We start from the raw sequence: 14,009 nt of genomic DNA on the forward strand, positions 1-14,009 counted from the left end.
GACCACTTCTGCGGGTTCTATGGCGGGGCAACATGTGGGGCGCAAGAGGCGATTGTCAATCCGGGTGCATTGGACGCGGGGGCAAACCTGCCGTTTGCGCGGCCCTTGCGGTCAATCGCCATCATCCGGGAAAGCCTTGGACAGCAGCCCGCCCGGCTGGCGGCGGATCGCTCCGTCAAGCTCCAGATCCGTCAGCGCCGGCGCCAGCTCATGCGGCGGCAGGGACAGGTCGCGCAGCAGCTCGGTCTCGGAGGTGGGGGAGGGGCCCAGCCGACCCAGGATCTGCTGATGCAGGGCGTTGGTCTGCGCCAGGCTGCGCCGCTGGGGCGGCGGCGGGGGCAGACTCGCCAAGGCTTCTTGCAGGCTGTCCGCCGCAGCAGGCGCCGGCAGCGGATCCTGCTGCGGCAGCGCCTCCAGAACGTCGGCGGCGTCGCGCACAAGCATGGCACCGTCCCGGATCAGCCGGTTGCAGCCGGAGCTGCGGGCATCGAATGGATGGCCGGGCACCGCCAGCACCTCGCGCCCGTAATCCAGCGCATCCTGGGCGGTGATCAGGCTGCCGGACTTCGCCGCGGCCTCCACCACCACGACGGCGCGGGACATGCCGGCGATGATGCGGTTGCGTTTCGGAAAATCGCGCGCCTGCGGTGTCAGGCCCATGGGCTGTTCCGACAGCCGGAGGCCGGTTTCGCAGATATCTTCGGCCAGCTTGGCGTTTTCTGCGGGGTAGATGACGTCAACGCCACCTGCCAGCACTGCAATGGTGCCGGTTTTCAGCGCCGCCTGATGCGCCGCGGTATCGACACCGCGGGCCATGCCGGAAACCACGGTGCAGCCTGCCTCCCCCAGGTTCTGCGCCAGCGACCGGGCCATCCGCAGCCCCAGAGAAGACGCGTTGCGCGCCCCGACCATGGCAACCATCGGGCGCCTCAGCACAGACAGGTCGCCGATGGCCCACAGCAGGGGCGGGGCATTCTTCAGCCCGGCCAGGAGTTTGGGAAAGTCTGGGTCCGAAAAGCACAAAAGCCGCGCTTTGGCGGCTTTTGCGGCCTTAATTTCGGCGTCCACCGCTTTGGCAGGGCATGTTTCATACCCTTTTATGCCTGCGGAGCGTGCCACTTCGGGCAGCGCATCCAGCGCGTTCTGCGCTGAACCGTATTCAGCGAGCAGCCGGTGAAACGTCACCGGGCCGACCCGCTTGGAGCGCAACAGGCGAAGCCATGAAAACTGAGTGTCTTCCGTGGTGGGTGGGAGTGGGGGGTGAGTGGAAGAATGTGCTTCTTCAGTCATCCGCAGCTCCGCCTGTTTGCAGGATTAGAATTAACCCTTTGCCGGTTAACAGTTGGTGAACGGCAGAGAGTTTTCGGCCAATACCCTGAAAATTTTCCTAAGTGTCGAAAACAAATGGAGAATTGCAATCCGGCCTGAGTTCGAAGACTTCTTCTTCCGGTAGAAAAGGCCGGAAACACTGGCTTCCGGCCCGGAAATTTGCGGCAGAATCATGATTTTGCCGAGTTTTTGCGGACTGATTCAGGCGGCCGATCCGCCCACGGTCAGCCCGCCCATCAGCACCGAGGGCTGGCCGACACCCACTGGAACCCATTGCCCGGCCTTGCCGCAATTGCCCATGCCGGGGTCCAGCGCCATGTCATTGCCAAGGCCGCGAATCTGCTTGAGCGCAGTGGCTCCGTCGCCGATCAGCGTGGCTCCCTTAACCGGTGCGCCGACTTTGCCGTCCTTCACCCGGTAGGCCTCGGTGCAGGAGAACACGAATTTGCCATTGGTGATATCCACCTGGCCGCCGCCAAAGCCCACCGCCCAGATGCCGTCCTTGATCCCGGCCACCAGATCGCCGGGGTCGGCGCTGCCGCCCAGCATGTAGGTGTTGGTCATCCGCGGCATCGGCGCATGGGCATAGCTTTGGCGCCGCCCATTGCCGGTGGGGGAAACCCCCATCAGCCGCGCGTTCTGGCGGTCCTGCATGAAGCCGACCAGAATGCCGTCCTCGATCAGGGTGGTTTTCTGGCTCGGCGTGCCCTCGTCATCGACGGTGATCGAGCCGCGCCGGTCCGGGATGGTGCCGTCATCCAGCACGGTCACGCCTTTGGCCGCGATCTGCTGGCCCATCAGCCCGGCAAAGGCCGACGAGCCCTTGCGGTTGAAGTCACCCTCCAGGCCGTGGCCGATCGCCTCGTGCAGCAGGATGCCGGGCCAGCCGGGGCCAAGCACCACGTCCATCTCCCCGGCCGGGGCGGGGACCGCGTCCAGGTTGACCAGCGCAATCCGCAGCGCCTCCTTCACCTGGGCCTGCCAATGCTTGGGGTCGACCAGCCCATCCAGGCCCAGCCGCCCTCCGCCGCCCGCCGAGCCGCTCTCGCGGCGGCCGTCCTTTTCCACGATCACCGACACGTTGAGCCGCGCCATCGGGCGAGTGTCGCGAACCCGCACCCCGTCGGCGCGCAGGATCTCCACTTCTTGCAGTGAGGCGGCCAGTGACGCGGAGACCTGCACCACGCGTTGATCCAGATCACGTGCATAGGCATCAATTTCGCGCAGCGTTTCCACCTTGACCGGGAACGGCATGGCGCTGATCGGATCGGCATCGGTATAGAGCTTCTTGTTGGTCGCCTGCGGCGCGTCCGAATAGGTACCGCCGCCCTCTCCAACGGCCAGCTTGGCTGTCTCAGCCGCCCGCTTCAGCGACGCGATCGATACATCGGTGGAGTGCGCATACCCGGCCACATCGCCGTTAACCGCCCGCAAACCAAAGCCCTCAGACGCATCATAGCTGGCGCTGCGCAGCCGCCCGTCGTCAAAGGACAGTGCTTCCGACTTGCGGCGTTCGGCAAAGATCTCCCCGTCCTCCGCACCATTCAGCGCATCCCGCAGGGCGGCCAGCGCCTCATCCTCCGGAAGCGCGGTTTCAAAGGGTCGGAAGGCTGGGTTTTCCATGGCACGGTCCTCAGATTTTTTTGATCTAAATCAAGAAAGCGACGGTTTGACGCTTGGCTGCCTCTTTATCTGTACGCCCGAATATGATTTTAAGCGGCGTCAAAGACAACGGGGCTGGTGCGTTTTGTGGAATCATTGATTCCCCCCATTCGTGCTGCCGCAGAAAAATGCGATCAACCGATCAGGACAGAACATGAAAAACGCTTTGATGCTTTCGGGCCTTTTTGCCGGCCTTTCGAGCCTTCCAGCAATGGCGCAAGAAGGTCTGGAAACCATTGGTAAGCCGGTTGACGGCGGACTGAACTTCCAGCCGGCGGCGACCTCGCTGGCGGAAGGCCTGCAGCGCCTGGACTACATGATCCTGGTGATCATCACCGTGATCTGCGTGTTCGTTGCGGGCCTGCTGCTGTGGGCGATCCTGCGGTTCAACCGCCGCGCCAACCCGACCCCGGCCAAGTTCACCCACCACACCCCGATCGAGATTGCCTGGACCGTGATCCCGATCCTGATCCTGGTCTTCATCGGCTCCTTCTCGCTGCCGCAGCTGTTTGCCCAGCAGGAGATTCCCGAAGGCGACATCAACATCAAGGTGACCGGCTATCAGTGGTACTGGGGCTATGAGTACACCGACCACGAGTTCGGGTTTGAAAGCTTCCTGCTGCCGAAGGAAGACCTGGCTGCAAACGGTTACGCCGAGGACGAGTACCTGCTGGCCACCGACACTGCCGTTGTCGTGCCGTCGGGCAAGACCATCGTGATGAACGTGACCGCGGCGGACGTGATCCACTCCTGGACCATCCCGGCCTTCGGCGTGAAGCAGGATGGCGTTCCGGGCCGCCTGGCTCAGCTGTGGTTCAAGGTCGATGAAGGCAAGGAAGGCATCTACTTCGGTCAGTGCTCCGAGCTGTGCGGCAAGGACCACGCCTACATGCCGATCACCGTCAAGGTCGTGACCCAGGAAGAGTATGACGCCTGGCTGGAAGGCGCCAAGGAAGAGTACGCGGGCATCCCGCAGGCCTACCAGGTTGCTTCCAACTGATAGCTGGCAGGCGGGGCGCATGCCGCTCCATCTGCCGCAGTGACAAGACCAGGGTGCGCAGCGATGCGCACCTGTTGCCGCCAAAGGACCCAAGATGAGCGACGCAAGCATCAACGCAAGCCGGGCATATGAGGACGAGGCCAGCTTTGGCGATTACTTCGCCCTGCTGAAACCCCGTGTGATGTCGCTGGTGGTGTTCACCGCTTTGGTCGGGCTGCTGGCCGCGCCCGTCTCCGTGCATCCCGTCGTCGGTTTCTGCGCCATCCTGTTCATCGCCATCGGCGGCGGCGCCTCCGGTGCGCTGAACATGTGGTGGGACGCCGATATCGACAAGGTGATGAAGCGGACCAAGGGCCGCCCGATCCCCGCAGGCAAGGTGGAGCCGGGCGAGGCGCTTGCACTGGGCTTGGCGCTGTCCGGCCTGTCGGTGATCATGCTGGCGCTGGCCGCCAACGTCTTTGCCGGCGCGTTCCTGGCCTTCACCATCTTCTTCTACGTGGTGGTCTACACCATGTGGCTCAAGCGGGCGACGCCGCAGAATATCGTCATCGGCGGTGCAGCCGGGGCCTTCCCGCCGGTGATCGGCTGGATTGCCGCCACCGGCACCATGTCGGTTGAGCCCTGGCTGATGTTCCTGCTGACATTCATGTGGACGCCGCCGCATTTCTGGGCGCTGGCGCTGTTCATGCGGTCTGACTATGACGACGCGGGCGTGCCGATGCTGACCGTGACCCATGGCCGCCGCGCCACCCGTGTCCATATCCTGGTCTACACCGTGCTGCTGGCGCTGCTGGCCGTCGGCACCGCGTTTTCCGGCATTGGCGGCCCGCTTTACCTGGCCGCGGCGCTGGTGATGAACGCGCTGTTCCTGCACGGCGCATGGAAGATCACCCGCCGCGACGAGGACGATTCCGAGGCCGACAACTTCAAGGTCGAGCGCAGCTTCTTCAAACTGTCGCTGCTCTACCTGTTCCTGCACTTCGGCGCGATCCTGGCCGAAGCGCTGCTGAAGCCCTACGGGCTGGGAGGCTGGTAACATGGCACTGCGCAAGGAGCATGAAATCCACAAGCGCCGGTCGGGCCGCAACATCGGTGTCGGCGTCCTGCTGGCCGCCTTTGTGGTGCTGATCCTGGCCCTGACCATGGTCAAGGTCACCTCCAACGGCTTCTCTTTCCCCGACACTCAGGCGGAGCAGAACTGATGGCGCTGAAAGGTCCCCAGAAAACCGTTCTCCAGTTGGTCGGCGTTGTCGTCCTGATGGGCGGCCTGTCCTGGGCCTCGGTGCCGTTTTATGACTGGTTCTGCCGGGTCACCGGCTTTGGCGGCGTGACCGGCGTGGCCAGCACCGGCTCCGACACCATTCTGGACGAAACCATCACGGTGCGCTTCGACGGCTCCAAGCAGCGCGGCATGCCGTGGGAGTTCAAGCCGGTCCAGCGCGAGATGGAAGTCCGGCTGGGCGAAACCGGCCTGGCCTTTTACGAGGCCTACAACCCGACCGACCGCCCGGTGGCGGGGCAGGCGTCGTATAACGTGGCGCCTTATCAGGCCGGCGGGTTCTTTTCGAAAATCGACTGCTTCTGCTTTACCGAGCAGGTGCTTCAGCCGGGGGAGCGGGTTCAGATGCCCGTGACCTTCTATGTGGATCCCGAAATCATTGACGACCGGGACGCAAAATACGTGCATACGATCACGCTGTCGTACACGTTCCATGAAATCGATCTGCCCGAGGGCTATGCCGCCCTCGACACCGGGGAAGGCACCGGGGCAGGCACAACAACGAACTAGGCCGCTAGGTGAGGGACACTTAAATGGCGCACGCTAAAAATCACGATTATCACATTCTGCCGCCGTCGATCTGGCCGCTGGCCGCTTCGGTGGGCACTTTCGTCATGCTGGTTGGCGCAGTGTTCTGGATGAAGGGCATCACCGCCTGGCCGTTCTGGATCGGCTTTGTTGCGGTTCTGTACTCCGCCTTTGCCTGGTGGTCCGAAGTGGTGGCCGAAAGCCGCCAGGGCGACCACACGCCGGTGGTGCGCATCGGCCTGCGCTACGGCTTCATCCTGTTTGTGATGTCCGAGGTGATGTTCTTCTTCGCCTGGTTCTGGTCGTTCTTCAAACACGCCATGTACCCGATGGAGACCTACGTCGGCACCGAATACGTGGCGCCGGAAATCTACGCGGTCGACCCCTTCCACCTGCCGCTGATCAACACCCTGATCCTGCTGCTGTCCGGCTGTGCAGTGACCTGGGCGCACCACGCGCTGGTTCACAACAACGACCGCAAGGCGCTGATCCAGGGCCTGGCCATCGGTATCGCGTTCGGCATCGCCTTCACCTTCCTTCAGGGCTATGAATACGCGCACCTGCTGCACGAGGGCTGGAAGTTCGGCGAAGACGAGTTCTACTCGAACTTCTTCATGGCCACCGGTTTCCACGGCTTCCACGTGGTCATCGGCACCATCTTCCTGACCGTCTGCCTGATCCGCGCGATGAAGGGCGACTTCACCCCGGAACAGCACGTCGGCTTCGAGGCCGCCGCCTGGTACTGGCACTTCGTGGACGTCGTCTGGCTGTTCCTGTTCGTGGCCGTCTACATCTGGGGCACTTCCGGCCTGTAATGGGCGGTTTGTAACGGTTACATGTTTGCGGTTGATTATCCGCAAGCTTGAAGTCACACACGGGGCGCGCAAGGAGTTACCTTGCGCGCCCTAAGTTTTGAAGCGGAGCAGCGTCGATGCGGCGTGTCATCTTCCTGTTGATCATCAGCGGCGCGGGCCTGGCCATTCTGATCGGCCTCGGCACCTGGCAGTTGCAGCGCAAGGCCTGGAAGGAAGGTATCCTCGCCACCATCGATGAGCGTATCGCAGGCGAGCCCGCCGCCGGACTGCCTGTGCAGCTGGACCCTGAAACCGACAAATACCTCCCCGTGCGGCTGCAAGGCGAAATCGGTGCGCAGGAGCTGCACGTCCTCACCTCTATCAAGGACGTCGGCCCCGGGTACCGCGTGATCTCCCCTTTCACTCTGGACGACGGCCGCTCGGTCCTGCTGGACCGCGGCTTTGTCCCGGTGAAGGACAAGCAGGCTGAGCGCCTGGCTGGCCCGGCCGCCATCGAAGGCAATATCCACTGGCCGCAGGAGGTGGACAGCTACACGCCTGCACCGGACCTTGCGGCCAATATCTGGTACGCCCGGGACGCAGACCGCATGGCGGACCAGCTGGGCACCGAACCGGTGATTATTGTCCTGCGTTCCAATCCCGAAGGGGAGGCGGGCCTGCGACCGGTTCCTGTTTCCGTCTCCGGCATCCCCAATGACCACTTGCAATATGCGATCACCTGGTTTTCGCTGGCCTTTATCTGGGCGGCGATGACCATCTATTTCCTGCGGCGCAGCCGCCCCTGAACCAAAGAGCTAAGGCGATGAAATATATCTCGACCCGGGGCCAAGCGCCCGAGCTGACCTTTGAAGACGCGATGCTGACGGGCCTGGCCCGCGACGGCGGCCTGTATGTGCCGGCGGAAATTCCGCAGATGTCCCAGGACGAGATCGCGGCGCTGGCTGGCCTGTCCTATGAGGAAACCGCCTTCCGTGTCATGCGCCCCTTCCTCGGCGACTGCTTCACTGATGACGAGTTCCGCGGCATCATCGCCCGCGCCTATGAGAGCTTCGGCCATGCCGCCCGCGCGCCGCTGAAGCAGCTGGCGCCCAACCACTTCCTGCTGGAGCTGTTCCACGGCCCGACGCTGGCGTTCAAGGACTTTGCGATGCAGCTGATCGGCCAGCTGTTCCAGACCGCCCTGGAACGCCGCGGCGACCGGGTGACCATCGCCGGTGCCACCTCCGGCGACACAGGCTCTGCGGCGATGGAAGCCTTCCGGGGTCTCAGCAACGTGGATGTCTTCATCCTCTACCCGCATGGCCGCGTATCCGAAGTGCAGCGCCGCCAAATGACCACGCCGCAGGACAAGAACGTACACGCGCTGGCCGTCGATGGCGACTTCGACGACTGCCAGGCCCGTGTGAAGGACATGTTCAACGATTTCGACTTCCGCGATGGCGTGAAGCTGGCGGGCGTCAATTCGATCAACATCGCGCGCGTACTAGCGCAGGTGGTCTATTACTTCTCCTCCGCCGTTTCGCTGGGGGCACCGCACCGCAAGGTGAGCTTCACGGTGCCCACCGGCAACTTTGGCGACATCTTCGCGGGCTTCATTGCCAAGCAGATGGGCCTGCCGATCGACCAGTTGGTGGTCGCCACCAACCAGAACGACATCCTGCACCGCTGCCTGTCGGGGCAGGGCTACTACAAGGGCGACACACAGCCCTCCATCTCGCCCTCGATGGACATTCAGGTGTCATCGAACTTCGAGCGTGCTCTGTTTTACGCCTACGGCGAGGACAGCAAGGCAGTGGCACTGCTGATGGACGAGCTGAAGAACGGCGGCTTTGACGTGTCGCAGGGGGCGATGCAGGCGCTTGCGGAGAATTACGAATCCGGCCGTACCTCCGAAGAGGAAACGCTCGCTACCATCAAGTCCGAGCTGGCCGCCTCGGGTGAGCTGGTCTGCCCGCATGGCGCCGTTGCCGTGAAAGTGGCGAATGAGCACCGCAAGGCCGACGTTCCGATGATCACGCTGGCCACCGCGCACCCGGCAAAATTCCCGGCAGCAGTCGAAGACGCCAGCGGCATTCATCCGCCTCTTCCCCCGCGCATGGCGGACCTGTATGACAGGCCGGAACGGGTCACCCGGATCGCCAATGATCTGGCTGCCCTTGAGGATCACATCAGAAAGAACATCGCGAATTGACAGTTCAGCAGCACACACTCGCCAACGGGTTCCGCATCGTCTCCGAGCATATGCCGGGGCTGGAATCCGCGGCGGTCGGGATCTGGGTCACTGCCGGCGGCCGCCACGAGCGGCTTGAACAGAACGGCATCGCCCATTTTCTGGAGCACATGGCCTTTAAGGGCACCAAGCGGCGCTCGGCCCTGCAGATCGCCGAGGAGATCGAGGATGTGGGCGGCTATATCAACGCCTACACCTCGCGTGAGGTGACGGCCTATTATGCCCGTGTGCTCAAGGACGATGTGCCGCTGGCGGTGGATGTGATCGGGGACATCCTGCTGAATCCGGTGTTCGACCAGCGTGAGATCGAGGTTGAGCGCGGGGTGATCCTGCAGGAGATCGGCCAATCGCTGGACACGCCCGACGACGTGATCTTTGACTGGCTTCAGGAGGAAAGCTACCGCGGCCAGCCGCTGGGCCGCACAATCTTGGGCCCCGCAGAACGGGTGCGCGCGTTCTCGCGCGAGGATCTGCAGGGGTTTGTGGCCGAGCATTATGGTCCTGGCCAGATGATCCTGGCCGCCGCCGGGGGCGTGGATCACGACGAATTGGTCAAGCTGGCAGAGCGGCTGTTCGGCCACATGGAAGCCAAGCCGGATTTCACCGCTGAAGGCGCCACTTTCACTGGCGGCGAGGCGCGGCAGGTCAAGGACCTGGAACAGGCGCATTTCGCACTGGCGTTCGAAGGTCCCGGCTACCGTGACCAGTCGATGTATACCGCGCAGATTTATGCCAGCGCCCTAGGCGGCGGCATGTCCTCGCGGCTATTCCAGGAGGTGCGCGAGAAGCGTGGCCTCTGCTACACCATCTTCTCGCAGGCGGGCTCTTACGCCGATACCGGGTCGATGACGGTCTATGCGGGCACCTCCGGTGAGCAGCTGGCGGAGCTGGCGGGTATCACCATCGACGAGATGAAGCGCGCCGCCGATGATATGAGCGATGCCGAGGTCGAACGCGCCCGCGCCCAGATGAAGGCGGGGATGCTGATGGGGCTGGAAAGCCCCTCGAACCGGGCTGAGCGGCTGGCGCGGCTGGTGCAGATCTGGGGCAAGGTGCCGTCGCTGGAACGCACGGTGGAGCGGATTGACGCGGTAACGACCAAGGACGTGCGCGAACTGGCCGAAACCATGGCGGTGACGGCGCCGGCGGCGCTGGCGCTTTATGGCCCAGTGGACGGTGCGCCTGCGCTGGAGAGGCTGCAGGAGAGGCGCGCCGCCTGATGCTGCTCACCCGCCGCAAGGTCCGCATCGAAACCGAGCGCCTGACCCTCAGGCCGCCGGTGCATGCGGATTTTCACGGCTGGGCCGCGCTCAGACTGCAGAGCCAGGCCTACCTGACGCCGTGGGAGCCCAGCTGGGCGGCGGATCACCTCAGCCGCAAGAGCTTTACTAACCGGGTCTATTGGGCGCGCCGCTCGGTATCCTCGGGCTCAGCCATGCCGCTGTTCCTGATCCGCCGGACAGACCAGGTTCTGGTGGGGGCGATCACGCTCGACAACATCCGCCGTGGCCCGGCCCAGGCCGGCACGCTGGGCTATTGGACGGGCCAGCCGTTTGCCCGCCAGGGCTACATGCGCGAGGCGATCGGCGCAGTGGTGCATCACGCGTTCACCAAGCTGGACCTGTCCCGGATCGAGGCCGCTTGCCTGCCGGAAAACCAGGCCTCCCGCGGGCTGCTGGAGAAATCCGGCTTCAAGTATGAGGGCGTTGCCCAGTCTTACCTGCAGATCAACGGCCGTTGGCGCACCCATGTGCTTTACGCCGCGCTGCGCCACGACCGCCGTGGCAAGACTTTGGCCGGCCAGGCTTAAGCAGGGGTCGCCCCGTAAAGCGCAAAGGCTCTCGCCCGTCGCTGGTGCATTGAACGTTCACCGCTCCCGTTGGGCCTGGCGCCGCACCTGCGGTGCGGCGCCTCCCGGCCTTCCGGCCTCGCGACCGGGCGTCTTGGTTTTCCGCCGGCTGCGGCCTCGCCGGGCCGCAGGCCCGGCGCCACGCCCAACAGCAAGGCGGAATTTCCAATTCAGCCGGAGCGGACGGGAGTGCCCTGGCAGGTTTTTCGAGCTTGGGGGCTGACAGCGGTGGATTGCGCCCTAGAACCTGCTTCATGCGCGCGCTCTGTTGTTTTCTTTGGCTGATCCTCTGTGCCAGTGCCCTCCACGCTCAGGAGCGGCGGCCCAGCCACTGCATCGCGCTGGCACAGGAAACGCCCGGCCTGAGCTACCTGCACAGGGCCAGCTGGCAGGACCCAGTGACCAAGGACAGCGTGCTGATCCGGTATATCGCCCATGCCTCCTTTCTGCTGCGCACAGAAGGCGGGCTGAACGTGGTCACCGATTTCACCGGCTTCACCGGCTCTGCGCCGCTGATCCCCGATGTGGTCACCATGAACCACGCCCATGAAACCCACTGGACCGCGCACCCCGACCCGGCGATCCCGCATGTGCTGGAGGGCTGGGGGCCGTTCGGCGCGGGAATCGACCATCACCTCGACCTGGGCGAGATGCTGATCCGCAATGTCCCGACCGATATCCGCAACATGTTCGGCGGGGTGGAGGAGCGGGGCAACTCGATCTTTGTTTTCGAGGCCGCGGGCCTTTGCATCGGCCACTTGGGCCACCTGCACCATGTGCCGACGCCGGAACAATACGCGGCGCTGGGGCGGCTGGATGTGGTGATGGCGGCGGTGGACGGCGGCATCACCCTGCCGCTGGATCAGATGCTGGAGGTGCTCGGGCGGCTGCGGTCCTCTGTCATCATCCCGATGCATTGGTTCAGCGACTATTCTCTGGACCGCTTTCTGGCGCGCATTGGCCCGGAGTTCGATGTGGTCGATGACGGCAGCAGCACGCTCACCGTCTCGCTGCGCAGCCTGCCCAGCCGCCCGACCATCCACGTGCTGCGGCCCAAGTACCTGCTGGACGGGGAATGAGCCCGCTTGCCAGCTGCCAGGCCTTGCGGCATGGATAAGGCATGAGCCTGACCCCCGCCGACCCCGCCTTTGCCGCCCGTCTCTCCGCCCTGCTGCCCGAAGGCGTGCTGCGCCAGCCGGAGCCGCGCCACCTGGAGGAGCCGCGCGGGCGCTATCAGGGGCAGGCCGGCATGCTGGCGCTGCCGCAGAACGTGGAGCAGGTCTCAGTTTTGGTTCGCGAGGCCAATGCCGCCCGGGTGCCGGTGGTCCCCTACGGCGGCGGCACCGGGCTGGTCGGCGGCCAGGTGATGCCGGAGGGCCCCGCGCCGCTGCTGCTGTCGCTGGAGCGGATGACCGCGATCCGCGCAGTCCACCCGCAGGAAAACGTGATCATCGCCGAGGCCGGCGCCATACTGGCGGACGTTCAGGCCGCGGCGCGGGATGCCGGACGGCTGTTCCCCCTGTCGCTGGCAGCGGAAGGTTCGGCCCGGATCGGCGGCAATCTCTCGACCAATGCGGGCGGCGTCAATGTGCTGCGCTACGGCAATGCCCGGGACCTCTGCCTGGGGCTGGAAGCGGTGCTGCCGACGGGTGAGATCTGGCACGGGCTGTCGCGGCTGAGGAAGGACAACACAGGCTACGACCTCAAGAACCTGCTGATCGGCGCGGAAGGCACCTTGGGGGTGATCACCGCTGCGGCCCTGAAACTGTCGCCGGTCCCGGCGGGGCAGGGCACGGCGATTTTCACCGTGACAGACCCGGAAGCGGCCATCGCGCTGCTGGCACTGGCCCGGGATCAGGCAGGGGAGGCCGTCAGTGCCTTTGAACTGATCCACCGGCAAGGGCTGGAGTTTCTTGCCGAAACCCAGCCTCAGGTGCGCCAGCCGTTTGCCCGGGCGCCGGAGTGGTCGGTGCTGATCGAACTCGGCCTGCCGCGAGGGCTGGACCCGGAAACTGCCCTGGCAGAGCTGTTCGCGGCGGCGGAACAGGCCGGTCTTGCTGAGGATGGCGTCATCGCCCAGTCCGAGGCGCAGCGGCAGGCGCTGTGGTCGCTGCGCGAGCATATCCCGGTCGCCAACAAGGCCATCGGCGCCATTTCCAGCCATGACATCTCTGTGCCGATCTCGGAAATCCCGGAGTTCATTGAACGCGGGCATGAGGCGGTGGCGGCAGTGGGTGCCTTCCGCATCAACTGTTTCGGACATTTGGGCGACGGCAACTTGCACTACAACGTCTTCCCGCCCAAAAGCCGCAAGCGGGAAGACTACGACCACTTACGCAGTGCGGTAAAGGAGGCTGTGCATGATCTGGTCCACAGCTTTGGCGGCTCGTTCAGCGCTGAGCACGGCGTAGGGCGGATGAAAACCGGCGACCTGGAGCGCTACGGTGATCCGGTCAAGCTGGCGGCCATGCGGGCCATCAAGCAGGCGCTTGACCCGAACGGGATCATGAACCCGGGCGCGGTGCTCAAAACCGTCTGATAACATTGCAAACGGGTAGGCTCCCGCACCCGCGGCTGCCCGGTTGCGCCGGACCGCCTGGCGGATTTGGGCCCGGCGCCGCGCAGATGCGCGGCGCGCCTTTCAGGTGCCCTTCCGGGGCTCCTGAAAGGCCATGCCTAACCGACAAAGTCATTCATTACAAAAATGGCGCATGGCGGGCGGGAGAGCCGCGCCGTCAGCGCTTAACGCACGGGGCCGTTTGACAGCTCCGGCTCAGAGGCCTTCGAACTCGCAGAGCACGTGCACGTCCATACCCATGCTCTCCAGCAGTTTGCGGCCGCCCAGCTCCGGCAGGTCGACGATGAAGGAGCAGGACACGATCTCACCGCCCAGCCGTTCAATCAGCTTGATGCCTGCGCCTGCGGTGCCGCCGGTGGCCAGCAGGTCGTCAACCACCAGGATCTTCTCGCCCGGCTTGATCGCGTCATCGTGGATTTCCACGATCGCCTCGCCGTATTCCAGCTTGTATTCTTGACTGATGGTGGTGCCGGGCAGCTTGCCCTTCTTGCGGATCGGCACGAAACCGACGCTCAGCTGATGCGCAATTGCGCCGCCCAGGATAAAGCCGCGCGCCTCAAGCCCCACAACCTTGTCGATCTGCTCGCCTGCGTACGGGTGCAGCATCTGGTCGATCGCCATGCGGAACCCACGCGGGTCGGCGAACAGGGTGGTCACATCGCGGAACATGATCCCTTCATGCGGGAAGTCGACGATGGTGCGGATGTAATCCTTGACGGCGGTCTTCTTGGGCATCGGC

14 protein-coding genes are annotated in these 14,009 nt (G+C 64.3%); 11 read left to right on the forward strand and 3 right to left on the reverse strand.

Going from position 1 to position 14,009, the window contains the following annotated elements:
- Positions 1-111: 111 nt before the first annotated feature.
- A complete protein-coding gene (dprA, locus tag AC4HIX_RS12290; protein WP_490399126.1) occupies positions 112-1,290 on the reverse strand; it encodes a DNA-processing protein DprA in 1,179 nt (392 codons plus the stop codon).
- A 240-nt stretch (positions 1,291-1,530) separates the two neighbouring features.
- Entirely contained in the window at positions 1,531-2,952 is a 1,422-nt protein-coding gene (gene tldD / locus AC4HIX_RS12295; protein ID WP_475046888.1) for a metalloprotease TldD, read from the reverse strand.
- Positions 2,953-3,145: 193 nt separating this feature from the next.
- Here tldD and coxB point away from each other — a divergent pair, with 193 nt between their 5' ends.
- The 11 genes from coxB (at position 3,146) to AC4HIX_RS12350 (ending at position 13,231) form a co-directional block, all read left to right on the forward strand.
- On the forward strand, positions 3,146-3,991 hold the full coding sequence (gene coxB / locus AC4HIX_RS12300; protein WP_490399127.1) for a cytochrome c oxidase subunit II: 846 nt from the start codon (positions 3,146-3,148) through the stop codon (positions 3,989-3,991).
- Between the two features lie 94 nt (positions 3,992-4,085).
- Positions 4,086-5,027 carry a heme o synthase gene (cyoE, locus tag AC4HIX_RS12305; RefSeq protein ID WP_475046885.1) on the forward strand — a complete coding sequence of 314 codons (942 nt, stop codon included), beginning with the start codon at positions 4,086-4,088 and terminating at the stop codon, positions 5,025-5,027.
- Between the two features lies 1 nt (position 5,028).
- A complete protein-coding gene (locus AC4HIX_RS12310) occupies positions 5,029-5,193 on the forward strand; it encodes a cytochrome c oxidase system small membrane protein (protein ID WP_475046883.1) in 165 nt (54 codons plus the stop codon).
- Complete coding sequence (locus AC4HIX_RS12315; RefSeq protein ID WP_490399128.1) at positions 5,193-5,780, forward strand: cytochrome c oxidase assembly protein; 588 nt, start codon at positions 5,193-5,195, stop codon at positions 5,778-5,780. Before AC4HIX_RS12310 ends, AC4HIX_RS12315 begins: the two co-directional genes overlap by 1 nt.
- A 23-nt stretch (positions 5,781-5,803) precedes the next feature.
- Positions 5,804-6,613 (forward strand): cytochrome c oxidase subunit 3, encoded by an 810-nt coding sequence (locus AC4HIX_RS12320; RefSeq protein ID WP_475046880.1) that lies wholly within the window; start codon positions 5,804-5,806, stop codon positions 6,611-6,613.
- A 116-nt stretch (positions 6,614-6,729) separates the two neighbouring features.
- Positions 6,730-7,398 (forward strand): SURF1 family protein, encoded by a 669-nt coding sequence (locus tag AC4HIX_RS12325; RefSeq protein WP_490399129.1) that lies wholly within the window; start codon positions 6,730-6,732, stop codon positions 7,396-7,398.
- Between the two features lie 17 nt (positions 7,399-7,415).
- Positions 7,416-8,804, forward strand: a complete 1,389-nt coding sequence (gene thrC, locus AC4HIX_RS12330) for a threonine synthase (protein ID WP_490399130.1) — start codon at positions 7,416-7,418, stop codon at positions 8,802-8,804.
- Complete coding sequence (locus AC4HIX_RS12335) at positions 8,801-10,063, forward strand: M16 family metallopeptidase (protein WP_490399131.1); 1,263 nt, start codon at positions 8,801-8,803, stop codon at positions 10,061-10,063. The genes thrC and AC4HIX_RS12335 overlap by 4 nt, the downstream gene beginning before the upstream one ends.
- Complete coding sequence (locus AC4HIX_RS12340) at positions 10,063-10,653, forward strand: GNAT family N-acetyltransferase (protein ID WP_490399132.1); 591 nt, start codon at positions 10,063-10,065, stop codon at positions 10,651-10,653. The genes AC4HIX_RS12335 and AC4HIX_RS12340 overlap by 1 nt, the downstream gene beginning before the upstream one ends.
- A 293-nt stretch (positions 10,654-10,946) precedes the next feature.
- Entirely contained in the window at positions 10,947-11,771 is an 825-nt protein-coding gene (locus AC4HIX_RS12345; RefSeq protein ID WP_490399133.1) for an MBL fold metallo-hydrolase, read from the forward strand.
- A 41-nt stretch (positions 11,772-11,812) separates the two neighbouring features.
- The gene (locus tag AC4HIX_RS12350) at positions 11,813-13,231 is read left to right on the forward strand and encodes an FAD-binding oxidoreductase (protein WP_490399134.1); all 1,419 of its coding nucleotides are present in this window, start codon (positions 11,813-11,815) and stop codon (positions 13,229-13,231) included.
- Positions 13,232-13,465: 234 nt separating this feature from the next.
- Here AC4HIX_RS12350 and AC4HIX_RS12355 read toward each other — a convergent pair whose 3' ends face one another.
- Positions 13,466-14,005, reverse strand: coding sequence for an adenine phosphoribosyltransferase (locus AC4HIX_RS12355; protein WP_008556837.1), 540 nt, complete (start codon positions 14,003-14,005; stop codon positions 13,466-13,468).
- Positions 14,006-14,009: the final 4 nt, after the last annotated feature.

This window comes from Leisingera sp. (assembly GCF_982940295.1).